Annotated in this window: 18 protein-coding genes; 12 read left to right on the top strand and 6 right to left on the bottom strand. The window is 62.3% G+C overall.

Going from position 1 to position 20895, the window contains the following annotated elements; genetic code table 11:
- Nucleotides 1-248: 248 nt before the first annotated feature.
- The 4 genes from NKJ23_RS26990 (at nucleotide 249) to NKJ23_RS26975 (ending at nucleotide 6810) form a co-directional block, all read left to right on the top strand.
- The gene (locus NKJ23_RS26990) at nucleotides 249-1901 is read left to right on the top strand and encodes an ABC transporter substrate-binding protein (protein ID WP_352683555.1); all 1653 of its coding nucleotides are present in this window, start codon (nucleotides 249-251) and stop codon (nucleotides 1899-1901) included.
- A 221-nt stretch (nucleotides 1902-2122) separates the two neighbouring features.
- Complete coding sequence (locus NKJ23_RS26985) at nucleotides 2123-3157, top strand: ABC transporter permease (RefSeq protein ID WP_352453204.1); 1035 nt, start codon at nucleotides 2123-2125, stop codon at nucleotides 3155-3157.
- Between the two features lie 11 nt (nucleotides 3158-3168).
- Nucleotides 3169-4326: an ABC transporter permease gene (locus NKJ23_RS26980; RefSeq protein WP_023675848.1), complete on the top strand. Its 1158-nt coding sequence runs from the start codon at nucleotides 3169-3171 to the stop codon at nucleotides 4324-4326.
- 63 nt (nucleotides 4327-4389) lie between these two features.
- Nucleotides 4390-6810, top strand: a complete 2421-nt coding sequence (locus NKJ23_RS26975) for a dipeptide ABC transporter ATP-binding protein (RefSeq protein WP_352683553.1) — start codon at nucleotides 4390-4392, stop codon at nucleotides 6808-6810.
- 14 nt (nucleotides 6811-6824) lie between these two features.
- On the opposite strand, the gene NKJ23_RS26970 is transcribed toward NKJ23_RS26975, so the two are convergent.
- Complete coding sequence (locus tag NKJ23_RS26970; protein ID WP_352683551.1) at nucleotides 6825-7415, bottom strand: transglycosylase SLT domain-containing protein; 591 nt, start codon at nucleotides 7413-7415, stop codon at nucleotides 6825-6827.
- A 218-nt stretch (nucleotides 7416-7633) separates the two neighbouring features.
- Between NKJ23_RS26970 and NKJ23_RS26965 the strand changes: the two genes are divergently transcribed.
- Nucleotides 7634-9172: a trimethylamine methyltransferase family protein gene (locus tag NKJ23_RS26965; protein ID WP_352683549.1), complete on the top strand. Its 1539-nt coding sequence runs from the start codon at nucleotides 7634-7636 to the stop codon at nucleotides 9170-9172.
- A gap of 79 nt (nucleotides 9173-9251) precedes the next feature.
- Nucleotides 9252-11693, top strand: coding sequence for a GcvT family protein (locus NKJ23_RS26960; protein ID WP_352683547.1), 2442 nt, complete (start codon nucleotides 9252-9254; stop codon nucleotides 11691-11693).
- Between the two features lie 4 nt (nucleotides 11694-11697).
- Here the strand turns inward: NKJ23_RS26960 and NKJ23_RS26955 are convergent, their stop codons facing one another.
- From NKJ23_RS26955 to NKJ23_RS26945, 3 genes are all read right to left on the bottom strand, one after another.
- Nucleotides 11698-12090, bottom strand: coding sequence for a DoxX family protein (locus tag NKJ23_RS26955; RefSeq protein WP_023675853.1), 393 nt, complete (start codon nucleotides 12088-12090; stop codon nucleotides 11698-11700).
- Between the two features lie 155 nt (nucleotides 12091-12245).
- A complete protein-coding gene (locus NKJ23_RS26950; RefSeq protein WP_352683545.1) occupies nucleotides 12246-13022 on the bottom strand; it encodes a VOC family protein in 777 nt (258 codons plus the stop codon).
- 279 nt (nucleotides 13023-13301) lie between these two features.
- Nucleotides 13302-13751: a cupredoxin domain-containing protein gene (locus NKJ23_RS26945; RefSeq protein ID WP_352683543.1), complete on the bottom strand. Its 450-nt coding sequence runs from the start codon at nucleotides 13749-13751 to the stop codon at nucleotides 13302-13304.
- Between the two features lie 220 nt (nucleotides 13752-13971).
- Here NKJ23_RS26945 and NKJ23_RS26940 point away from each other — a divergent pair, with 220 nt between their 5' ends.
- The 5 genes from NKJ23_RS26940 to NKJ23_RS26920 all read left to right on the top strand — a co-directional run bounded on the left by NKJ23_RS26940 (nucleotide 13972) and on the right by NKJ23_RS26920 (nucleotide 18182).
- Nucleotides 13972-15336, top strand: a complete 1365-nt coding sequence (locus NKJ23_RS26940) for an NAD(P)-dependent oxidoreductase (protein WP_352683541.1) — start codon at nucleotides 13972-13974, stop codon at nucleotides 15334-15336.
- A 2-nt stretch (nucleotides 15337-15338) separates the two neighbouring features.
- Complete coding sequence (preA, locus tag NKJ23_RS26935) at nucleotides 15339-16652, top strand: NAD-dependent dihydropyrimidine dehydrogenase subunit PreA (protein WP_352683539.1); 1314 nt, start codon at nucleotides 15339-15341, stop codon at nucleotides 16650-16652.
- Nucleotides 16653-16752: 100 nt separating this feature from the next.
- A complete protein-coding gene (locus tag NKJ23_RS26930; RefSeq protein ID WP_352453193.1) occupies nucleotides 16753-17271 on the top strand; it encodes an RrF2 family transcriptional regulator in 519 nt (172 codons plus the stop codon).
- Nucleotides 17272-17284: 13 nt separating this feature from the next.
- Nucleotides 17285-17743, top strand: coding sequence for a carboxymuconolactone decarboxylase family protein (locus NKJ23_RS26925; protein ID WP_352683537.1), 459 nt, complete (start codon nucleotides 17285-17287; stop codon nucleotides 17741-17743).
- 61 nt (nucleotides 17744-17804) lie between these two features.
- A complete protein-coding gene (locus NKJ23_RS26920; protein WP_352683535.1) occupies nucleotides 17805-18182 on the top strand; it encodes a DoxX family protein in 378 nt (125 codons plus the stop codon).
- A 30-nt stretch (nucleotides 18183-18212) separates the two neighbouring features.
- Here NKJ23_RS26920 and NKJ23_RS26915 read toward each other — a convergent pair whose 3' ends face one another.
- Nucleotides 18213-18935, bottom strand: coding sequence for an SDR family oxidoreductase (locus tag NKJ23_RS26915; RefSeq protein ID WP_352683533.1), 723 nt, complete (start codon nucleotides 18933-18935; stop codon nucleotides 18213-18215).
- Nucleotides 18932-19783: an SDR family NAD(P)-dependent oxidoreductase gene (locus NKJ23_RS26910; RefSeq protein WP_352683530.1), complete on the bottom strand. Its 852-nt coding sequence runs from the start codon at nucleotides 19781-19783 to the stop codon at nucleotides 18932-18934. The genes NKJ23_RS26915 and NKJ23_RS26910 overlap by 4 nt, the downstream gene beginning before the upstream one ends.
- 105 nt (nucleotides 19784-19888) lie before the next feature.
- Here NKJ23_RS26910 and NKJ23_RS26905 point away from each other — a divergent pair, with 105 nt between their 5' ends.
- The gene (locus NKJ23_RS26905) at nucleotides 19889-20761 is read left to right on the top strand and encodes a helix-turn-helix transcriptional regulator (protein ID WP_352621213.1); all 873 of its coding nucleotides are present in this window, start codon (nucleotides 19889-19891) and stop codon (nucleotides 20759-20761) included.
- Nucleotides 20762-20895: the final 134 nt, after the last annotated feature.

Here is a 20895-nt window from a genome sequence, read left to right as displayed (position 1 = left end):
CGCAGAACAACTGGTTGCCTGAAGAACGAGCGGCGCAGCGGCGAATGTCCCAGTTTAATTGCCCGTTGAGATTTCAGACGAAATCCCTGGCGCAGTAGCAAATTTGCGCCAAGACTGTCGTTATCGCGCGAACCGCCCTGCTTTCAAAGTTGCACATTCCTTGGCATGTTCCCAATCCGTGCCGTCTTTGACATCATGGCGCGGATGCGGAATGTTAAAAGGCAGAAAGCCAACAATGGGAGTTAGTCATGACGATCTACAAGAGTAACGGCGACCGCGTTCCCGATCACATCCTGGCCATGGCCGAAGATGCCAAGGCAGGCAAGATGGATCGTCGCGAATTTCTGGCTCTCGCCAGCGTCTTCGGCGCCTCGACGGCGATGGCTTATGGCATGCTTGGCCTCGCAGACCCGACGCCGGCCAAGGCGGAAGAGGTGAAGGGCAAGAAAGGCGGCATACTGAAGGTCGCGCAATGGATCAAGGATCCGAAGGATCCGCGCAAGTCCGACTGGTCGGAAATCGCCAATGCCGAGCGCCAGGCGCTCGAGCCGCTGGTCAAATACACCACCGAATACACGTTCCGCCCCTATCTGCTGGAGAGCTGGGACGTGAATGACGACGCTACCGAATACACGCTGCATGTGCGCAAGGGCGTCACCTGGAACAACGGCGATCCGTTCACCGCAGACGACGTCATCTTCAACCTCAAGCGTTGGGCCGACAAGAAGGCCGAAGGCAATTCCATGCCGGGTCGCCTCGGTTCGCTGGTCAAGGACGACAAGCTGGATGAGAGCGCGGTGACCAAGGTCGATGACCACACGATCAAGCTGACGCTCAGCAAGCCGGATATCGCCCTCATTCCCAACGTGTGCGACTATCCCGGCCTCATCGTCCACAAGACGTTCGACGAAAAAGGCGGCGACTTCAAGTCCTGCCCGATCGGCACTGGCCCGTTCGAGCTGGTCTCCTACGATGTCGGCCAGAAAGTGGTCTACAAGCGCCGCGAAGACAACAAATGGTGGGATGGTGACGTCTTCCTCGACGGCATCGAGTTCATCGACTACGGCACCGATCCGGCGGCTATGGTCAGCGCCTTCGAGGCAGGCGAAGTGCACACCAACTTCGAAACCTCGGCCGACTATGTGTCCATTCTGGACGGCATGGACTTGGCGAAGTCGGAGGTCGTCACCGCCTCGACGATCGTCTGCCGCACCAATGTGACCAACAAGCCTTACGGCGACCAGAAGGTTCGCAACGCCCTGCAGCTCGCGGTCGACAACAATGTCGTCCTCCAGCTCGGCTACGGCAATGCCGGCACGGTTGCCGAAAACCACCATGTCGCCCCGATCCATCCGGAATACTATGAATTGCCGAAGATTGCTCGCGACCCGGCCAAGGCAAAGGCGCTGATGGCCGAAGCCGGCCAGGCCGATTTCGAGCACGAACTGATCACGGTCGACGAAGACTGGCACAAGAACACAGGCGACGCGATCGCCGCGCAGATGCGCGACGCCGGCATCAAGGTCAAGCGTACGGTGCTGCCGGGTTCGACCTTCTGGAACGACTGGACGAAGTATCCGCTGTCGATGACCAACTGGAACATGCGGCCGCTCGGCGTCCAGGTTCTGGCGATCGGCTATCGCACAGGTGAGGCCTGGAACGAGACGGCCTGGTCGAATCCGGAGTGGGATGCCAAGCTCAACGCTGCGCTGGCAGTTGCCGACGCCGCCAAGCGCAAGGAAATGATGAAGGATATCGAGCAGATCCTGCAGGATTCCGGCATTATCATCCAGCCTTATTGGCGCAAGCTCTACAGCCATTCGGTCAAGGCGGTGCAGAACTACAAGATGCACCCGACCTTCGAGCGCGACTACGGCAAGGTCTGGCTCGACCAGGCCTGACCGGACGATCCGGAAAGGGGCGTCTCGCCCCTTTCCCTCGCTCTTTGCATGGTCCTTGGACCGGAAGTCGGCGCAGCAAAAAGTTGCGGACTCTTCGGCCTGGGTCTGCAATAAAAAGGGTATTGCATCTGGGACTGGTCTGAAGGCTTGTTCTGCCGCTGGCGGCAGCGCACGGCTTGCAAACCGGTTCCACCCCCCAACCCGACCGGCAGGGGACCGCCATGCTTTCTTTCGTTATCAGGCGTCTCGGCACCATGGCAGTGACGATGCTGTGCCTGACGATGATCGTCTTCTTCCTGGTCAATCTCGGGCCTAATCTGAAGAAGCTCGCGATCAGCCAGACCGAAATGCACACATCCGCCGAGCAGCTTGAGGCTTGGCTGGTCAACCACGGCTATCGGCAGAATTTCTTTATCCGCTACGGCCAATGGCTGGGCATCATGCCCAAGCAGCCGGTGACCGACCCGGCGACCGGCAAGCCCGCACAGCGTTTCTCCTTCTGCAACGATCCGGTCGTGCCGACATTCTCCGGCATCCTGCAAGGCGATTTCGGTTGCTCGACCAAGTTCAAGACGACGGTCGCTTCAAAACTCTTTCCGGCGCTCAGCGCCACCGGCATCCTGATGCTCTGCGTGCTGGCCGTAATGGTGCCGATCTCGCTTTTGATCGGTATTCTCGCCGGCATGCGCGAGGGTTCACGCACCGACCGCACATTGTCGGTGGCTTCGATCGCCTCGACGGCGACGCCCGAATATGTTTCGGGCGTCATCTTCACCGTGATCTTTGCCTCCTGGCTCGGCGTGCTGAACGGTTCGGCGGCCTCGGCCAGCCAGGGCATCACCTTCTATAATTTCACCTTACCGGTGATGACGCTGGCGATATACGGCATCGGCTACATCGCTCGCATGACCCGCGCCTCGATGGTGGAGGTGATGACACAGCAATATATCCGAACCGCCCGGCTGAAGGGCCTCTCCTTCGGCAGCGTGGTGATAAAGCACGCTCTGCGCAACGCGCTGATCGCGCCATTCACGGTCATCATGCTGCAGTTCCCCTGGCTGCTCACCGGCGTCGTCATCGTCGAGGTGATGTTCCGCTACCAGGGGTTCGGCTACACCCTGGTCGAGGCCGCCGGCAACAACGACATCGATCTTCTGCTCGGCTGCTCGCTGGTCTCGGTGTTTATCGTCCTGATCACACAGCTCATCTCCGATGTCGGCTACGCGTTCCTCAATCCGCGCATCAGAGTTCAATAGGAGACCGGCGGATGCAGGTCGAATATCTCAGCGCCTTCAACGTCGTACTCGGCGTGCTTACCCGCTTCTGGCCGGTCTGGATCGCTCTCGCCCTGGTGATGGGGGCGAGCTTCGGCTACAAGAAGAAGCTAGGCCTTTACGGCCAGCTTTTCGACAGCGGCGTCGGCATCGTCGGCGTCGGCATCTGCCTGTTCTGGCTGTTTACGGCGATCTTCGCGTCGACCATCTCGCCCTTCGATCCGCTCGCCCAAGTGCCGATCATGAAGGACGCGCTGCCGGGCGCAATCGAGCCGGCGTCGAAACTTGTATACTATTTCGGCGGCGACAAGCTCGCCCGCGACGTGTTCTCCCGCATGGTCTATGGCAGCCAGATCGTGCTGATCATCGCGCCGGCGGCGACCGGTTTTGCGCTGATGGTCGGCATTACGCTCGGCCTGCCGGCCGGCTATTATGGCGGCAAGATCGATACGGTGCTGTCCTTCCTCGCCAACCTTGTGCTGGCCTTCCCGGTGATCCTCCTGTTCTACCTGCTGGTGACGCCGGGCATCATGGACACGCCGATCCCCTACGCGATGGCAGGGCTGTTCTTCCTGTTTCCGATCATCTTCTTCAGTGTGCTGTTCTGGACGCGCTACAAGAACCGCCCCGACCGCCTCTATATCCTGCTTGGCCTGACGTTGGTACTTGGCGGCTGGATCTATGCAGGCCTTGTCTTCGATGCCGATCCGTTCAAGATCATCCACATCGATCCCAACCAGCTCAACATCTTCGTGGCGGTGGTGTTCGCCTCCAGCCCCGGCGTGTTCCGCATCGTGCGCGGCCTGGTCATGGATATCAAAACGCGCGACTATGTTGCGGCGGCACAAACGCGCGGTGAATCGCCCTGGTACATCATGCTGTGGGAGATATTGCCCAATGCGCGCGGGCCGCTGATCGTCGACGCCTGCCTGCGCATCGGCTACACCACGATCCTGCTCGGCACGCTCGGCTATTTCGGGCTGGGACTGGCGCCGGAAAGCCCGGACTGGGGCACGGCGATCAAGGATGCCAGCCGGCTGCTGCGCTCCTTCATCCACCCGGCGCTGCCGCCGACGATCGCATTGATGTCGTTCGTGCTCGGCCTCAACCTCCTGGCGGATTCGTTGCGCGAACAGTCAATGAAAGATTGATGCCGGGAAGATCGATGCCGGGTTCGGCCCGACATGCCTGAAGAACAAGGATTGGAGCGACCCATGAATGAGGCAGTTCGAAATCCCGCCAAGCCGACCGATGGGCCGACCAATGGGCCGATCATCGAGATCGAGAACCTGTCGATCTCCTTCTTCACCCGCAAGGGCGAGATCCCGGCCGTCATGGATTTTTCCTGCACGGTCATGCCTGGCGAGGCGATGGGTATTGTCGGCGAATCCGGCTGCGGCAAGTCGACCGTGTCGCTGGGCATCATGCGCGACCTCTCCAACATCGGAAAGATCGTCGGCGGAAAGATCAAATTCCAAGGCAAGGACATGGGAGAACTGTCCGACGAGGAACTGCGAGCTATCCGCGGCAACAAGATCGCGATGATCTACCAGGAGCCGATGGCCAGTCTTAACCCGGCGATGAAGGTCGGCCAGCAGCTGATGGAAGTGCCACTGATCCACGACAAGGTGTCGAAGGACGAAGCTTACAAACGCGCCTTGGAAATGGTGCGCGCGGTGAAGCTGCCGGATCCCGAGCGCATGATGCGTTCCTACCCGCACCAGCTTTCCGGCGGTCAGCAGCAGCGCATCGTCATTGCCATGGCGCTGCTGTCGAAGCCGGCGCTGCTTCTGCTCGACGAGCCGACGACAGCGCTCGACGTGACGGTTGAGGCCGGCATCGTCGACCTGGTCAAGGGGCTGGGCGAGAAGTTCGGCACCTCGATGATCTTCGTGTCGCACAATCTCGGCCTGATCCTGGAGACCTGCGACCGCATCACGGTGATGTATTCGGGCGAAGCGGTGGAGACCGGCAAGATCAAGGACGTCTTCGACCGGATGCGCCATCCCTACACGCAAGGCCTGTTCCGCTCGATCCCGCTGCCGGGCGCCGACAAGAACTCGCGGCCGCTGATCTCCATCCCGGGGCAGTTGCCGCTGCCGCACGAGCGGCCGAAAGGCTGCAATTTCGGCCCGCGCTGCCACCATTTCGTCGAGGGAGTCTGCAACGCCGCCGAAATTCCGATGATCGCGGTCGAAGGCCATGACGGGCATTTCTCGCGCTGCGTGCGCTTCAACGAAATCGATTGGGAGGCGCTGCCGCCCGGCGCCAAGAAGGTCAACGAGCGGGTGGTGCCCGGTGCGCCGGTGCTCCAGATCGAAGACCTCAGGAAGTACTACAAGGTCGGCGGCAGCGAAGTGTTCGGCTCGAGCGAGGGCCGTGTCGTCAAGGCCAACGAGACGATCTCGTTCATGGCGCGCGAATCCGAAACCGTCGCGATCGTCGGCGAATCCGGCTGCGGAAAATCGACCCTGGCCAAGGTGCTGCTCGGCCTCGAAACGGCAAGCTCCGGCCGCGTCAAGCTCGGCAACAAGGAGATCCAGTCGACCGGGATCGAGAAGCGCAGCGTCGACACGGTGTCGTCGATCCAGATGGTGTTCCAAAATCCGTTCGACACGCTCAATCCCAGCCATTCGGTCGGTTCGCAGATCATCCGTACGCTGGAAAAGTTCAATGTCGGCGACACGGTGGCCGACCGCCGCAAGCGGATGCTGGAACTGCTCGACCTGGTGAAGCTGCCGAGGGCATTCGAGACGCGCAAGCCGCGCCAGCTTTCAGGCGGCCAGAAACAGCGCATCGGCGTGGCGCGTGCCTTTGCCGGCGATGCCAAGGTGGTGGTGGCCGACGAGCCGGTCTCGGCGCTCGACGTGTCGGTGCAGGCGGCGGTGACCGAGCTTTTGATGGACATCCAGCGCAAGAACAAGACGACGATGCTGTTCATCAGCCACGATCTGTCCGTGGTGCGCTACATCGCCGACCGCGTCGTCGTCATGTATCTCGGCTATATCGTTGAGCAAGGCACGACCGACCAGATATTCGCGCCGCCCTATCACCCCTATACCGAGGCATTGCTGTCGGCGATCCCGATCGCCGACACAAGCGTGGTCAAGAAGCACATCGTGCTGGAGGGCGACATCCCTTCGGCGATGAACCCGCCGTCCGGCTGTCCGTTCCAGACGCGCTGCGGCTACAAGAAACTGGTGCCGGACAACCTTTGCGAAACCACGGTGCCGCCAGTCAAAAATCTCGGCGACGGCCATATGAGCCTGTGCTGGCTGTCCGACGACGTGCTGGCGAAAATGGAGCCGGTGATCAAATTCGACAAGGAGCACGCCGCGAATGAGGGCGTGCCGGATGATGCAAACCACGGTGTTGGCCCGGGCTTTGCCGGAGATCCGCCCAAGCGCCCGCATGGAAAGACTGGCAGCGTTGAAGCCGATGCCGAGAGTCAGGCAGTGGAGAATGCCGAAGCGGTCGCCAAAGCCCGCCGTCACGAGGTTCGCGACGAGGTTTCAGAGACCGGCACCTCAAGCTCTGCCGACAGCCAGGTGGCACCAATCATGCCGCCGACTGTCGGCGACGGCCGACAGGCCGAGGACGCCACGCGCAAGCCGCGCAAACCCAAGGGCGGCTGAGAGCCGTTAATAGGCTAGGGCGCGCATTGCCGTAGCTGCGCGGCGTAGTCCTGCGCCATCTGTTCGGTGGCATGCGCATAGCGCTGCACGTCGGCGTCGCCGCGATTGCCGCGCTTATAGGCATTCCAGCCGAGATAGTAGGCGAGATACAGATTGTAGGTGTCGTTGCGGGCGACGCCGAGGGTCTCGGCGGTCTTGGAATGATACCAGCCGACGAAATCGACGGCATCGGCAAACCTGGTGCGGCGCGCCGCCCAGCTGCCGGTCTCGTTCTGGTATTGCGCCCAGGTGCCGTCGAGCGCCTGCGAGAAGCCGGTGGCGCTGGAGATATGTTTCCAGGGAATGAAGCCCAGCAGCTTGGTGCGCGGCGGCCTTGCGTTGCTCTTGAAGCCGGATTCCTTGCGCACCGTCGCCATCAGCACGGGAACCGGCACACCGTATTTCTGCTCGGTGCGTTGTGCCGCCGCCTGCCAATTGTCGAACCAGCCGTCATTCTGGTCGAAAACGGCGCAGACATCGTTGATGTGGTTCGGCGGCGTCGCGCAGGCCGAAAGCGCCAGCGGCACGGTAATCGCTACAATTTTACTAAAACTCAACCTACGCATTGCAAGAGCATTAGGCCGAAAACATAAAAGGAATCTTGCTGCGTTCCTTAACGGCTCATCGGCCGCTTTGCCTGACGCGGAACAAGTATAACCATTCCGACGTTTGTTGTCGCTTTTGCCGATGTGAAATTCCCGGAATGCCGCCTTGGCTAAAATCACGCCCGCAGGTGGCGGATTCTTGACAGCTCGATCCTCGTGCCGGCGCTTTGATGCGCGGCATGAGCGAACCAAGACGCAAGCGCGGCGCCGAGCGAACCAGCAACAGGGGACCGACCGCCATCCCGCAACTGCCGTTGCGCCGCGTCACCAATCCCTATCCGCCAATGGCGATGCTCTCGGCCGACCAGATCGAGGCGATCCACCAGGCGTCGATGCATATCCTGGAGAATTTCGGCATCGAGGTGATGAGCCCGCGGGCGCTGTCGCTGTTCGAGAAGGCCGGGGCCAAGGTCGATCATGCAACGATGAACGTCCGCATCGATCGCGGCATGATCGAGGAAGCGCTGAAGACGACGCAGTCCAGCTATACGCTGACGCCGCGCAATCCCGCCCATGCCGTCCACCTCGGCGGCAATACCATCAACTTCACGCTCGTCGCCGGGCCGCCGAATGTGCACGACATGGAGCGCGGCCGCCGTGCCGGCAATTTGCGCGATTATTCCGATCTCGTCCGGCTGGCGCAGCATTTCAACTGCATCCACATGCTAGGCAACCAGGTCTGCGCGCCGGTAGAATTGCCGGCGAATTCCCGTCATCTCGACACCTATTTCGCCAATCTGACACTGACCGACAAAAGCTTTCACGTCTCGGCCATCGGCCGCGGCAGGGCGCTCGACGGCATCGAAATGATGGCAATCGCGCGCGGACTGACGCTTGACGAGATGCGCGACGATCCCGGCGTCACCACGATCATTTCGGTCAATTCGCCGCGCCGCTTCGACGAGATGATGGCCGAGGGGCTGATGACGATGGCCGAGTTCGGCCAGTCGGTGGCGGTAACGCCATTCACGCTGATGGGGGCGATGAGCCCGGTGACGCTTGCCGGCGCGCTCGCCCAGCAGAATGCCGAGGCGCTGTTCGGCGTGGTGCTGACGCAGCTCGTCCGCCCCGGCGCGCCGGTGATGTATGGCGCCTTCACCTCCAATGTCGATATGAAATCGGGAGCGCCGGCGTTCGGCACGCCTGAAAACACCAAGGCGAATATCGCGTCCGGACAGTTGGCGCGGCGTTACAACCTGCCTTATCGCACAACGCCGGGCTCGGCTTCCAATGCCGCCGACGCGCAAGGCGCCTATGAGACGCTGATGGCGCTGTGGGGCGCGGTGCTCGGCCATGGCAACCTCGTCTACCATGCCGCCGGCTGGCAAGAGGGCGGACTGACAGCGTCGTTCGAAAAGTTCATCATCGACGTCGAGATGATCCAGCACATGATGGAGTTTTTGCGCCCGATCGAGGTCAACGAGGCCGAGCTTGCTGTCGAGGCTCTGGGTGCGGTTCCGACCGGCGGCCACTTCTTCGGCGAGCCGCACACGCTGGAGCGCTATGCCACTGCATTCTATCAGCCGATACTGTCCAACTGGCAGAATTTCGAGGCCTGGCAGGAGGCTGGCGGGCTCGATGCCACGGCGCGGGCGACGAGGCTTTGGAAGAAGGCGCTGGAGGACTATGTCGAGCCGGTGATGGAAATCTCCAGGCGCGAAGCGCTGGAGGCGTACGTGGCCAAGCGCAAGGAAGCGATCGGGCAAAGCGAGCCGTGATGATCGAAGGCTTGCGCTCGTGGGGCTCCTCCCCGAATTCATCGTTCCCATCCAACTCGTTGACGTCAGAGAGAATCCCATGAAATCGCATGCAAAGGTCGTGGTTATCGGCGGTGGCGTCGTCGGGTGCTCCGTGCTGTTCCATCTGGCCCGGCACGGCTGGACCGACATCGTGCTCCTGGAGCGCAATGAATTGACCTCCGGCTCGACCTGGCACGCCGCCGGCGGCATGCACACCATCAATGGCGATCCCAATGTCGCCAAGCTGCAGAAATACACAATCTCGCTCTACAAGGAGATCGAGGAACTGTCCGGCCAGGCGACCGGCGTGCATCTGACTGGCGGCGTCTTGCTGGCGGCGACCGAGGCGCGCCTCGACTGGCTGCGCGGCGTCGTCGCCAAGGGCCGCTATCTCGGCATCGACCTCGAAGAAATATCGCCTGATGAGGCGGCCGAGCTGATGCCGTTGCTCGACCCCAAGCAGTTCGTCGGCGCCGTTCGCAACAAGGAGGACGGTCATCTCGACCCCTCCGGCGTCACCCACGCCTACGCCAAGGCCGCGAGGAAGCTTGGTGCCGAGGTCGAGCGTTTCACCAAGGTCGAGGACATCGTGCGCCGCGCCGACGGGTTGTGGCGTGTCATCACCAACAAGGGCGAGGTTGTGGCCGAGCATGTCGTCAACGCCGGCGGCCTGTGGGCGCGTGAGGTCGGCCGCATGGTCGGGCTGGAGCTGCCGGTGCTGGCGATGGAGCACATGTACCTGATCACCGAGGACATGCCGGAAGTCGCCGCCTGGAACCAGAAGACTGGTTCCGAAATCATCCATGCCGTGGATTTCGATGGCGAGCTGTATTTGCGCCAGGAGCGCGGCGGCATGCTGATGGGCACTTATGAAAAGGCCAACAAACCTTGGTCCGAGTTCCAAACGCCATGGAATTTCGGCCACGAGCTGCTCGAACCCGACATCGACCGGATCGCGCCGTCGCTGGAGGTCGGCTTCCGGCATTTTCCGGCCTTCCAGAACACCGGCATCAAGCAGATCATCAACGGGCCCTTCACCTTCGCACCGGACGGCAATCCGCTGGTCGGGCCGGTGCGCGGCCTGCCGGGGTTCTGGGTGGCCTGTGGTGTCATGGCCGGGTTCTCGCAGGGCGGCGGCGTCGGCCTGGCGCTGTCGAACTGGATGATCGAGGGCGATCCCGGCGCCGACATCTGGGCGATGGATGTGTCGCGCTACGGTGACTGGGCCACGATGGCCTATACCAACGCCAAGGTGCGCGAGAATTATTCGCGGCGGTTTTCGATCCGCTTCCCGAACGAGGAGTTGCCGGCTGGGCGACCGCTCAAGACGTCGCCGGTCTATGATCTGTTGTCGGCCGAGGGCGCGCAATGGGGCGTCGCCTATGGGCTGGAAGTGCCGCTGTGGTATGCGCCCGAAGGGGTCAAGGACGAATTCTCCTGGCGCCGCTCGAGCGATTTCGAGCATGTCGCAAATGAGGTCAAGACCGTTCGTGAAGGCGTTGGCTTATCGGAGATTTCGAGCTTCGCCAAATACAAGGTGACGGGCGAGGGGGCGGCGGCGTGGCTTGATCGTCTGCTGGCCTGCAAGCTGCCAAGGCCCGGCCGCATAACGCTGGCGCCGATGCTGAAGGAAGACGGCAGGTTGATCGGCGATTTCACGCTGGCCAATCTCGGCGGTCCAAATTCTGCAAGTAAGGATTGGTTCCTGGCCGGCAGCGGTGTCGCCGAGCAGTACCACATGCGCTGGTTCGAAGCGCATCTGCCGCAGGACGGCTCTGTTAGCATCGAGGCGCTGGGAGCAAAACTCACCGGCCTGTCGATCGCCGGGCCGAGCGCGCGGAACCTTCTTGAAAAGGTCACGCGATCTGACGTGTCGAATACGGCCTTTCCGTTCATGGCCATCAGCAGGATGGATATCGGCATGGCGCCATGCCTGGTCGGGCGCGTCAGCTACACCGGCGACCTCGGCTACGAAATCTGGGTGGCGCCGGAATATCAGCGCGCCGCCTATCAGGCGCTGATGGCCGCGGGGGAGGAATTCGGCATCGGCCTGTTCGGCTCGCGCGCGCTCAACGCATTGCGGCTTGAGAAGAATTACGGCTCATGGGCGCGCGAATACCGGCCGATCTATGGACCGTTGGAAGCCGGGCTCGACCGCTTCGTCGCCTACGGCAAGCAAGCCGATTTCATCGGCAAGCAGGCGGCGTTGGCCGAGCGCAAGCAAGGCGGCAGACTGCGGCTGCGGGCCTTTGTCGTCGATACTGTCGATGCCGACGTCATCGGCGACGAGCCAATCTGGTACGGCGGTGCCGTGCGCGGTTGGGTCACGTCGGGCGGCTACGCGCATCATTCGAAAAAGTCCGTCGCCATCGGCTATGTGCCGAAAGAGATTGCCGACGAAGCCGACGGCTTCGAGATTGAGCTTCTGGGCAAACGCCACGCCGCGCGCATGCAGCCGATCCCGCTGTTCGACGCGAATTTCGAGCGGATGCGTGGGTGACGTTTCAGGCACCGCGGCGGTTGTCCAGCGCCAGGGCGCCGGCGCCGGCGAACACCAGATACAGGAAGATGAAACAGAACGATATTGCCGCATCGCCGCCGTTGTTGACCGGGAAGAAGTCGCGCGGCATGTGCGCCATGAAATAGGCGATCGCCATCTCGCCGCTGAGAAGGAATGCCACCGGCCTGGTGAAAAGCCCCAATACCAGCAGGATGCCGCCTCCGAATTCCAGGATGGCCGCGGTCAGCGATAGCCCGCTCATGGTGCCGGCATGGTCGCCGACGGGGAAATTGAACAGTTTCTGGGTGCCGTGCTCAATGAACTGCAGCGCCGTCATGATGCGCAAGGCGGCAAGGGCGAACGGTTGATATCCGGCGAGGCCTTCGAAAAGCTTCATCTACGACTCCATTTTCACCTAGCCCGGCCATAGGTCATCGCCAAAGGCCGGACCATTCACATAGTCCGGCCTGCATTCAACTGTCGGTGAGTGAGTCGTGAGGCGTGCTGCAGCCTTGGGGCCGCACGATGGCGGCCCCGCGATCAGCGCGGCCGTTAATGCCCGGGCGCTGTCAGAGCAAAGTGCGCGCCTTGCGGGTCTGTGCACTGTACGATCCAGCTGCCGCCGGGGACCTCCATCGGACCCATCAGGATCTTGCCGCCATTGTCGGTGACGCGCTTGGCTGCCGCGTCGATGCCGGGCACGTTGAAATAGAACTGCCAGACCGGCGCCAGGATCTGCTCGGGCTTGTTCATCATGCCGCCAACGGGCTCGCCGCCGAAGGCGAAAAGCTGGTAGACGCCCATCGGACCCATATCCATGGCGTCGCCCTTCTCCCAGCCGAACTGGCTGGAATAGAAATCGAACGCCGCCTTCCAGTCTGACGTGTAGAGCTCATGCCAGCCGATGTTGCCGGGGGTCGCCAACGGTAGCGGCGGCTGGTCGGGGCCGCTGGGCTGCAAGAAGTTGAACATCGCGCCTTGCGGGTCTGCAACGACGGCGAAGCGGCCGACGCCAGGAATGTCGTCGGGCTCGCGGTGAACCGCGCCACCAGCCTTCTTGAGGGAGGCCGTTGCGGCATCGACGTCCCTGGTGAGGATATAACCGACCCAGGCCGGCGGCATGCCCATCTTGCGCGCGTCATCGGGCAGCGTCATCAACCCGCCGACGCCGCGCTCGCCGACATTCATGACGATATAGCGCGGCATGCCCTGGGCCCCTTCGAAAGGCTGCCCCCTCCAGCCCACCACGGAGGTGTAAAACGCCTCGGCGGCGTCGAGATCGGTGGTCATCAGCTCGTACCAGAAGAAGGGCATGGGGGACTGTGGCATTGTCGTGCTCCTTGCGGTTTGTACATCGATCATGCGCGATCCATTCTAGGACGATCTTCACGACGAAAATCCGACAGCCAACCAAAAAAGATGACGGCAAATTGGAAATGTTACCGGGTTGCGCGCCCTAAGGTTTTCGACTTTGCTCTCAGTCAACGAGGGGTTGTTGATCCATGCGCCGGATGTCGCTCACTTCCCTGACCAGAGCGGACCATCACCAGTCTAAGGCCTATCCCGCTGCCCGGAATGGTTGTGGAAGGCGTGGTGCGAAGCGAGCGGTCAGATCCAAGCAGCTATGGCTTCACGAGCAATCACCTCTACCGTGCATTCGAGACTGAGCAATAGGAAATGCGAACAGTCGTCTGTCGGCCCGGGTATTGATCGCAACCAGTGCGAGTTCTCGACTCGGAGGAGGGGCCATCTATAGGAGGCTTGCCCGCCAGAGCCAATCAATGGGATTGAGCTGCTAGCGCTGACATGGGTCACTCCCAACATGTCGTCATGAGCCGAAAGTGCTAGCACTCCGTGGAAGTTGATCTTGAGGGTTCGTTCGGATGCCCCGACGAAGAAGTCGCCTTCGACGGCCAATTCAAAGTAGTTGTCGGATTTCAGACGCCACACCTGACAGGCAGCCAGCGGTAAATCTTCCACAGGCTCCCACCGCTGAACCGCCTCCTGAACAATGTCCATCACCTTCTCCAATGTTTGAAAATCGCGCACGATGCTCAAGCGCCTACCGCCCCGTAAGCGCTTTCGAACAGCTTGTCGCCACTGGTAGCCAATTCTGGGCGCCGCATCCATTGAGACGCAACGGACGGTGCTCAAAAACATGAGTACATTTATCATGTTTTTATCGAGGGGTTTCAGCGGCTTGCGCCGAAAATTGACCAATTGATAAAAAAATAAAACGTGCTAGCCTTCCCCAAAACAAGAACATGGGGAACTGACGATGCCAGAAGGCCAGTTCAAGCAAGGCATTGCCGGCGGGCGGCTCTCGCCGGACCAATATGCCGACAATTTCGCCGACCTGCACCCGCCGCTCGATCATCACGAGGCGCTGGTCGAGTCCGACCGCTGCTATTTCTGCTATGATGCGCCGTGCATGAATGCATGCCCGACCTCGATCGACATCCCGCTGTTCATCCGCCAGATTTCGACGGGCAATCCGATCGGCTCAGCCAAGACTATTTTTGACCAGAACATTTTGGGCGGCATGTGCGCCCGCGTCTGCCCGACCGAGACGCTGTGCGAAGAAGTCTGCGTGCGCGAGGTGGCCGAAGGCAAGCCGGTGCAGATTGGTCGCCTTCAGCGCTACGCCACCGATGTCGCCATGGCCGAAAACAAGCAGTTCTACAACCGCTCCGAACCGACCGGCAAAACGGTCGCCGTGGTCGGCGCCGGACCGGCCGGGCTTGCGGCCGCGCATCGGCTTGCCCGTCATGGCCACGACGTGACCATCCTGGAAGCCCGCCCGAAGCCCGGCGGCCTCAATGAGTACGGTATAGCCGCCTATAAAAGCGTCGACAATTTTGCCCAGGCCGAAGTCGACTATGTCACGTCGATCGGCGGCATCGACATCCAGAACGGCAAGGCGCTCGGCCGTGATTACCAGCTGTCGGACTTGACCAGGAATTACGATGCGGTGTTCCTCGGCATGGGGCTTGCCGGCGTCAATGCCTTGCGAGCGGATGGCGAGGAGGCGCAAGGCGTCACCAATGCCGTCGAGTTCATTGCCGAGCTTCGTCAGGCCAGCGATCTGGCCAGCCTGCCGGTCGGCCGGCGTGTTGTCGTCATCGGCGGCGGCATGACGGCGATCGACGCGGCGGTGCAGTCGAAGCTGCTCGGAGCCGAAGAGGTGACAATCTGCTATCGGCGCGGCCCGGAGCACATGAACGCCTCCGAATTCGAGCAGGACCTGGCCGCTGCCAACGGCGTCATCATCCGGCACTGGTTGCAGCCGAAGCGGGTCATTGCCGATGCCGGCAAGGTGTCGGCGATCGAGCTCGAATACACCGCGATGGACGGCGACCGGCTCGTCGGCACCGGCGAGCGGCTGACGCTCGTCGCCGACCAGGTGTTCAAGGCGATCGGCCAGAGTTTTGTCCCGGCTGCGCTCAACGGCAGCGGGGCTTTGCTTGACCTGGAAGCCGGCCGCATCAAGGTCGACGTCGAAGGCCGCACCTCGCTGGCCAATGTCTGGGCCGGCGGCGACTGCATTTTCGGCGGCGACGACCTGACAGTCTCGGCCGTCGCGCAAGGCCGCGACGCGGCGGAAAGCATTCATCGGGCACTGACCTCGAACGGGAGGGCATGAGCATGGCAGACATTCGCAACAATTTCGTCGGCATCAAATCGCCGAACCCGTTCTGGCTGGCCTCGGCGCCGCCGACCGACAAGGCCTATAACGTCATTCGCGCCTTCAAGGCGGGCTGGGGCGGCGTGGTCTGGAAGACGCTCGGCGAAGAGGGCCCGCCGGTGGTCAACGTCAACGGGCCGCGCTACGGCGCGATCTGGGGCGCCGACCGCCGCTTGCTTGGCCTGAACAATATCGAGCTGATCACCGACCGCGACCTGCAGGTCAATCTGCGCGAGATCAAGCAGGTCAAGATGGACTGGCCCGACCGGGCGATCGTCGTCTCGCTGATGGTGCCTTGCGAGGAGCATGCGTGGAAGGCGATCCTGCCGGTGGTCGAGGAGACCGGCGCTGACGGCATCGAGCTCAATTTCGGCTGCCCGCACGGCATGTCGGAACGCGGCATGGGTGCGGCAGTCGGCCAGGTGCCGGAATACATCGAAATGGTGGTGCGCTGGTGCAAGGCCAACACCCGCATGCCTGTCATCACCAAGCTGACGCCCAACATCACCGACATACGCAAGCCGGCACGCGCTGCCCTTGCCGGCGGCACCGACGCGGTGTCGCTGATCAACACCATCAATTCGATCACCGGCGTCAATCTCGATAGTTTCGCACCGGAGCCGACGATCGACGGCAAGGGTTCGCATGGCGGCTATTGCGGCCCGGCGGTGAAGCCGATCGCCATGAACATGGTGGCCGAGATCGCGCGCGATCCGGAAACGCATGGCCTGCCGATCTCCGGTATCGGCGGCATCACCACCTGGCGCGACGCCGCCGAATTCATGGCGCTCGGCGCCGGCAATGTGCAGGTGTGCACGGCGGCGATGACCTATGGCTTCAAGATCGTGCAGGAAATGATCGCCGGCCTGGAAAACTGGATGGACGAAAAGGGCCATGCCTCGCTCGACGACATCGTCGGCCGTGCCACGCCCAACGTCACCGATTGGCAGTATCTCAACCTCAACTACGTCGCCAAGGCGCATATCGACCAGGATGCCTGCATCAAATGCGGCCGCTGCCACATCGCCTGCGAGGACACTTCGCACCAGGCGATCACCGCAATCGTCGATGGCGTCAGGCATTTCGAGGTGATCGAGGCCGAATGCGTCGGCTGCAATCTCTGCGTCAATGTCTGTCCGGTCGAGAACTGCATCACCATGGAGGCGCTGGCGGTCGGCGTGATGGACCAGCGCACCGGCAGGCCGGTGTCGCCGATCTATGCCAACTGGACGACGCATCCGAACAATCCGATGGCCAAGGTGGCGGCGGAATAGCATTGCGAAAAAAAGCGGCGTTCATGGCGCCGCTTTTTGACTTTCCTATTGCGGATAAAAGTTATCCACGATAATCTATATCCATGAACAGGAGAGCGAAATGAAGCTGGGCGAAGGCGTCGAAGCGGCCATCCACTGCGCCGCGATGCTCGCCGGCGTTGATGGCGCCGCGACCTTGCCAGGTGCTGCCATGGCCGAAGCGTTCGGGCTGTCGCCGAGCTATCTGCTTAAGCATCTCAACGCGCTGACTGCGTCCGGCATTCTGGAATCAGTGCCGGGGCCGTCCGGCGGCTACCGGCTGGCGCGGCCGGCGGAACGCATAACGCTGCTCGATATCGTGCTGGCCGTCGAGGGGCGTGAACCGGCGTTCCGCTGCGCCGAAATCCGCCAGCGCGGCCCAGCGAAGCTCGATGCCTCGGTCTATGTCAAACCCTGCGGCATCAACGTAGCCATGCTGAAGGCCGAGCGTGCCTATCGCGCCGCGCTCGCCGACGCCCGGCTGTCCGACATCGTTGCAGAATACACGGCCGATGCCGATCCCCGTTCGGTCGCCGCGAACTGCGCCTTCGTCGAGCGCCATCGGCGGCCGCAGAAATCAAGTTCAACCAAGCAAGCATGAAAGGCTATAGACGATGAAACAGAGGCTGCAATTTTTCGGCGCGGCGCCGGAGATCATGAAGGCGGTGTCGGCGCTTAACAAGGCAGTCGACGAATGCGGGCTCGAAAAAAGCCTGTTGCATCTGATCAAGCTCAGGGCGTCGCAGATCAACGGCTGCTCGTATTGCGTCGAGATGCATAGCCGCGAAGCGCGCCGCGACGGCGAAAGCGAGCAGCGGCTCTATCTCGTCTCCGCCTGGAAGGAATCGCCGCTGTTTTCACAGCGCGAACGCGCGGCCTTGGCCTGGACCGACGCGCTGACCAGGATTGCCGACAACGGTGTGTCGGACGAACTCTATGCAAGGACGCTCGAATATTTCTCGGAACAGGAGCTGGTCAAGCTCTCGGTTGCGCTCGGCATGATCAACACCTGGAACCGGCTTTGCGTTCCGTTTCATGCAATCCATCCGATGCCAGCAGTCTTGGCCGCTTGAGCATGGACCAGGCGCGCGGCCTTCCGCCGCGCGCCTCTTTTCTGCCCGAGGACCCGACAGCATGTTTTCAAACTTTGATAGTGAGATCCTATTCGGCGCCCGCCTGCTGCTTGGCGGCGCCTTTGTCTTTGCCGGCCTGCGCAACATTCAGAACGCGGCGTTGGTGAGCCAATTGATGACGACGCGCGGCGTGCCGCGGGCACGGCTGGTGCTGTGGCTGGGGATCGTCCTGCAGATCATTGCCGGAGCACGGGTGATCGCGGGCATCTGGACCGCTCCGGCGGCGGCATGCCTGATCCTGTTCCTGATCGTCGCCACGCCGATGTTCCATAACTTCTGGGATCATCAGGGCCCGGAGCGCGCGTCCCGCATCAATGGCTTTGTCGGCAACGTCGCGCTGGCCGGAGGATTTCTGGCGCTGATCGCGCAGTCGCTTTGACAACGACTGATGCCTCTTGGAGGCAGCCGCTCACGCCGCATACCGCAAGCCGCCGTCGCAGGTCAGGATCTGGCCGGTGACGAAGCTGTTCGAGACCAGGAACGCAATTGCCTCGGCGACGTCCTCGGCGCGGCCGATGCGGCCGACCGGCGTCTTGCCGGCATACGCGGCAAACACCGCATGGCGCTGTTCATCGGGCAAAAAGTCCCACCAGGGCGTGTCGATGACGCCTGGCGCCACGACATTGACGCGTAACGGCTTCAGCTCCATTGCCAGGATCGGCACCACGGTCAGCAGCATGCCGTTGACGGCGGCGATGCCGGCGACACCCGGCGCCGACAATTGTGCCGACACCGCCGAGATGAAAGTCACCGAGCCGCTCTTGTTCAGCGTCGGCAAAGCGGCCTGCAGGCAGGAGAGCTGTGGCCGGACCTTCTCGTCGACGCCGCCGCCGATGTCAGTCAGGTCAAGCGTTTCGAACGGGCCGAGCCCCTTGCCGCCGCTGGCGGCCAGCACCAGGTGATCGAAAGGGCCGAGTTCGCTGAAGAACCGGCGAACCTCGTCCGGCTTCGCGGCGTCGAAGGCAGCTTTTTCGACCGCGCTGCCAAGGCTTTGCCATGCATTGTCGAGCCTTTCCTGGCTGCGCCCGGTGATCGTCACCTTCATCCCCGGGCCGAGCAGCTTTTTCGCGGTGGCGAGGCCGATGCCGGAGGAGCCGCCGACGACCACGGCGTGCTGCGTTTTCTCGATCATGAATTTTCTTTCTTCGATGTGGCGGAAGCGGGTGCGAGCCCGACAAGACCGAGGCTCAATTCACGCAACTGCTGCCTCGCCTTCGCGTCATAGGCTTGCGCATCGGCGCGGGATTCCCTTTGGCCGTCGAAATAGAGGCCGCTTCGCCCTTCCAGCGTGGGCGATGTGGCGAGATTGATGATGGCTTCGGCGCCGGTTTCGACCGAGCTCCACGGCGTGATGCCCGCCTGCCGCACCATCGTGGTGTTCATGTAGCTTGCCGGATGCAGGCTGTTGACGGTGACGCCGGTGCCGTTCAGCTGCTCCGCCAGATCGATGGTAAACATGATCTGCGCCAGCTTGCTCTGGCAGTAGGCACGAACGCCGTCGTAGGAGCGGGTCAGCATGACATCCCTGAAGTCGATCGCCCGTTGCCCGGCCGAGGCGACATTGATGATGCGCGCCGGCGCGCTGGCCTTGAGCAGCGGCAGCAGCTCCGTGGTGAGCAGGAAGCCGGCGAGATAATTGACGGCAAAGCGCAACTCGTAGCCGTCGGCGCTGACCTGCCGTTTCGCGTTGGGGCCGGCTGTGCCGACGCCGGCATTGTTGATGAGGATATCGAGCCGGTCAGTCCTGGCGCGCACGGCTTCGGCGAGGCGGCGGACCTCGGCCAGGGAGGAGAGGTCGGCGACAAGCAGCTCGGCCTTGCCGCCGGCGGCTTCGATCTCGGCCACGGTCGCCTTGCCCCTTGTCGCGTCGCGGCCATGCACCAGGATGCGGGCGCCGCCGGCGCCGAGCCGTTGCGCCACGACTCTGCCGACGCCGTCGGTCGAGCCGGTAATCAGGATCTTCTTGTCTTTCAGTTCCATGTTCAGAGCCTCCATGTCATCGCTCTGAGCGGAAAGATGGGCCGCAAGCCGTTTGCCAAACAGTTCAAACTTTATCCTGGTATCGGTACTGCTATAATAGCGCCGATGGATTCACCGACGCATTCCGCCGAAGACAGCCGACGCCGCGAGCTTGGCGCCTTCCTGCGCTCGCGGCGCGAAAGGCTGACGCCTTCGGCCACGGGCATCTCGACCGGCCTGCGCCGGCGCACGCCCGGGCTGCGGCGCGAGGAGGTGGCGATGATCGCCGGCGTTGGCACGACCTGGTACACCTGGCTAGAGCAGGGGCGCGACGTCAGGCCATCAGTGGAGGTGCTGACGGCGCTCAGTCAGGCGTTGCGCCTGGACACGGCCGAGCAACGGCATCTGTTCATTCTTGCCGGCCGCCCGCAGCCGGAGCGTCGTCTCGATGCGCCGGAAAAAGTCGATGGCCCGTTGCTGCACATGCTGCAGAGCCTGGTCCTCCAGCCGGCCTATGTCCTTGGGCGGCGCTGGGACGTGCTGGCCTGGAATTCTGCCGCGGCAGCCGTGTTCGGCGACTATGGCCTGCTGGAGGGCGATGCCCGCAACATCGTCCATATGATTTTCACCAATCCACATCATAGGCGCCTGCTCGTCGACTGGGAGGAACTGGCGCGTGCCGTGCTGGCGTCATTCCGGGCGGAAAGCGCCAGATATGTCGGCGACCCGGATTTCGAGCGGCTGATCGCGCTGATGACACGTTCAAGCCTGGAGTTTCGGGCATGGTGGCCGCTGCGCGATGTGGCCCGCAACCTGTCGGGTGTGAAGCATGTCAGGCATCCGACGGCAGGCGCCATGGCGTTCGAGCATATGAGCCTGTCGATCGACGACGGCTCGGACATGAAGCTGATCGTCTACACGCCGCTCGCCGAGCAGAACTCGATCGCCAAGCTCGAACAGCTGCTGGAGACGCTTCCGGCCGAACGGCGCAGCGCGTGAACCCAGCTTCGTCATCCCAGGGCGTAGCAGCCGCGAAGCGGCGTCGCGGAGACCCTGGGATCCATATGTGGACGGCGCCCTGCCTGCAACGGTTGTTTTGCGTCGTTTTCGATCGCTTGCGTCCATATGTCCGG

The organism is Mesorhizobium sp. M0184, from assembly GCF_040322215.1.
Classification (GTDB): Bacteria; Pseudomonadota; Alphaproteobacteria; order Rhizobiales; family Rhizobiaceae; genus Mesorhizobium.
The sequence above is the reverse complement of the archived record's forward strand: the minus strand, read 5'-3'. Positions and strand labels throughout refer to the sequence as shown.

Bases quoted from the DNA above. Each gene is read 5' to 3' on its own strand.
- NKJ23_RS26975 (WP_352683553.1), top strand. From the start codon at position 4,390: ATGAATGAGGCAGTTCGAAATCCCGCCAAGCCGACCGATGGGCCGACC.
- preA (WP_352683539.1), top strand. From the start codon at position 15,339: ATGGCAGACATTCGCAACAATTTCGTCGGCATCAAATCGCCGAACCCG.
- NKJ23_RS26960 (WP_352683547.1), top strand. From the start codon at position 9,252: ATGAAATCGCATGCAAAGGTCGTGGTTATCGGCGGTGGCGTCGTCGGG.
- NKJ23_RS26925 (WP_352683537.1), top strand. From the start codon at position 17,285: ATGAAACAGAGGCTGCAATTTTTCGGCGCGGCGCCGGAGATCATGAAG.
- NKJ23_RS26915 (WP_352683533.1), bottom strand. From the start codon at position 18,935: ATGATCGAGAAAACGCAGCACGCCGTGGTCGTCGGCGGCTCCTCCGGC.
- NKJ23_RS26990 (WP_352683555.1), top strand. From the start codon at position 249: ATGACGATCTACAAGAGTAACGGCGACCGCGTTCCCGATCACATCCTG.
- NKJ23_RS26985 (WP_352453204.1), top strand. From the start codon at position 2,123: ATGCTTTCTTTCGTTATCAGGCGTCTCGGCACCATGGCAGTGACGATG.
- NKJ23_RS26965 (WP_352683549.1), top strand. From the start codon at position 7,634: ATGAGCGAACCAAGACGCAAGCGCGGCGCCGAGCGAACCAGCAACAGG.
- NKJ23_RS26910 (WP_352683530.1), bottom strand. From the start codon at position 19,783: ATGGAACTGAAAGACAAGAAGATCCTGATTACCGGCTCGACCGACGGC.
- NKJ23_RS26980 (WP_023675848.1), top strand. From the start codon at position 3,169: ATGCAGGTCGAATATCTCAGCGCCTTCAACGTCGTACTCGGCGTGCTT.
- NKJ23_RS26955 (WP_023675853.1), bottom strand. From the start codon at position 12,090: ATGAAGCTTTTCGAAGGCCTCGCCGGATATCAACCGTTCGCCCTTGCC.
- NKJ23_RS26950 (WP_352683545.1), bottom strand. From the start codon at position 13,022: ATGCCACAGTCCCCCATGCCCTTCTTCTGGTACGAGCTGATGACCACC.
- NKJ23_RS26920 (WP_352683535.1), top strand. From the start codon at position 17,805: ATGTTTTCAAACTTTGATAGTGAGATCCTATTCGGCGCCCGCCTGCTG.
- NKJ23_RS26905 (WP_352621213.1), top strand. From the start codon at position 19,889: ATGGATTCACCGACGCATTCCGCCGAAGACAGCCGACGCCGCGAGCTT.
- NKJ23_RS26940 (WP_352683541.1), top strand. From the start codon at position 13,972: ATGCCAGAAGGCCAGTTCAAGCAAGGCATTGCCGGCGGGCGGCTCTCG.
- NKJ23_RS26930 (WP_352453193.1), top strand. From the start codon at position 16,753: ATGAAGCTGGGCGAAGGCGTCGAAGCGGCCATCCACTGCGCCGCGATG.
- NKJ23_RS26970 (WP_352683551.1), bottom strand. From the start codon at position 7,415: ATGCGTAGGTTGAGTTTTAGTAAAATTGTAGCGATTACCGTGCCGCTG.